2 protein-coding genes are annotated in these 1,813 nt (G+C 55.4%); both read right to left on the reverse strand.

Features of this window, described 5'->3' with window-relative positions; all coding sequences use genetic code 11:
• Window positions 1-372 precede the first annotated feature (372 nt).
• A complete protein-coding gene (gene cas2 / locus LQ952_RS15765) occupies window positions 373-699 on the reverse strand; it encodes a CRISPR-associated endonuclease Cas2 (RefSeq protein WP_200172521.1) in 327 nt (108 codons plus the stop codon).
• Window positions 696-1,490, reverse strand: coding sequence for a CRISPR-associated endonuclease Cas1 (locus tag LQ952_RS15770; RefSeq protein ID WP_347402093.1), 795 nt, complete (start codon window positions 1,488-1,490; stop codon window positions 696-698). The genes cas2 and LQ952_RS15770 overlap by 4 nt, the downstream gene beginning before the upstream one ends.
• Window positions 1,491-1,813 lie beyond the last annotated feature (323 nt).

Raw genomic sequence — 1,813 nt, forward strand, 5'->3', positions numbered from 1 at the left:
AGACCCCTGTAGGCAGTCTTAATCCCTTCTTCATCAGGGTCTACTTTCCGAGCTTAACAATTCGGAATCCTATGTTTAGTGCCAGTCTTAATCCCTTCTTCATCAGGGTCTACTTTCCGAGCACTGGACGGATGGGTAAAGGCCGGCAAGATCGTCTTAATCCCTTCTTCATCAGGGTCTACTTTCCGAGTGCTCGACGCCAATAGGCATTCATAATCAATGAATTACGAATGGGGTTCGCAAAGAAACCAGAAATCGCCGAGCGATGGTCCAAAACAGAGTGTCCTTGACTGACTACAGGCTCATCGTAGCCCACAATCCATCTCACCAACAAGCTGCGGTAAATCCGGATTCCAGATAGACCAACCACATTCATTCCCCAGGCCGCACCAGGCGGGCCAACCCGGGGCTGCGGGAAGACTCCAGATGCAGGTTATCCGGCAGTACCCCCCTGCCCAAGGTGTATAGCTGTACCTTCTCCGGTATGGGGTACGCCCGCACATCGTCTTCCTTCGGCTTGATGTAGGTCTTGATATCCTGCATCAGGCGCCCCAATTGGGCGCTGCTGCCTTCAAAGTGGAATACCGAGTACTGCACCGGTTGGGCATGCTTTTTGAGGAACCGGTGCAGCCGCCCAAGGCGGCCTCGATCGGCGATGTCGTAGCAGATCAGCCAGGCCCGGGGCTTGGTCTGGCTCATGAATGATTCTCCACCTGCACATGGCGTTTGAGATCCCCCAGATGATGGTGGATCCGCACCTCGTGTCTCGCCGCCCAGCTCTCGAACATCAGGACCGCCTCGGCACCCTCTTCCACTTCCGCCGGCAAGGTGCCGCAGCACAGATTCATTTCCGCCCAGAACAGATCGGCAAGATCCGTGGCCAGATTCATGGCCTCGCCACCAAAGCCCCAGTAGACCGGTTCCAGTCCCTCCATGTGCAGATGGCGGCAGACCAGGTTATGGCACCAGACATGGGCCTCGTCCACGAACAATAACGGCAAACGGTTATGACGCACATAATCGCGCTGCAATTGTTCGAATCCCGATGCGGACACTTCCCGACCAGCCACACGCATCCTGCCGCGCCAGGTCAGCAATACCTCCATGCGCCGGTGGGCAATCCAGTTTTCATGCAGGATCTGCCATTCACAGCGCTGGAGATACATCTGCAACGCATCGTGGAGAAGACTGCCCTGATGCCTGGGCGGATAGACCGTACCCGCCACTTGATGATCATCCGTCACCCATGTGATGGGGATGCCATGTTCCAAACAGCGGCAGATGGCTTCGGAATCCCATCGCACTCGCCCTCCCGAGACAATGCGCTCCAGCCTGGAAAGCGGTAGATTTACCGCGGCATTCGCTCCCCTGATCCAGAGACTGGTCGGACGTGCACGGACTTCCCGGGCTTCCGGTCCCAGCAGATAAAGTGGCTTGCGGTCGGGAACCGCCATTCGCGGCCGTGATGATGGGATGGATCGAGTCGCCATGATGTTTCATGCCTCTTCAAAGGGCAATGTCGTCAATTTAAGAATTAACCATATGATTTTGTTAAAATAAAATCAATTCACGGTAAAGCTGGAGACATTCAAATCATGAAAAACTTGTTGACGGCACTTCAGAAACCCGCTCGCCTTTATGAGAATAATTCTTAACCGTATCGACTCATCGGTGAGTGATCCCACGCTCATCCGGGAGCACTGCTACCGCCCCCGGGATTTCTCCCGGCAACGCTCGTTGCCGCTGGATGGGCTATCGGCTTGTCGCCGTGGATGGCACCAAGATACGACTGCCACTCAACGACGACCTGGCC

This window comes from Ectothiorhodospira lacustris (genome assembly GCF_022227785.1).
Classification (GTDB): domain Bacteria; phylum Pseudomonadota; class Gammaproteobacteria; order Ectothiorhodospirales; family Ectothiorhodospiraceae; genus Ectothiorhodospira; species Ectothiorhodospira lacustris.

Coding starts and splice junctions, on each gene's coding strand:
- cas2 (WP_200172521.1), bottom strand. CDS start 699: ATGAGCCAGACCAAGCCCCGGGCCTGGCTGATCTGCTACGACATCGCC.
- LQ952_RS15770 (WP_347402093.1), bottom strand. CDS start 1,490: ATGGCGACTCGATCCATCCCATCATCACGGCCGCGAATGGCGGTTCCC.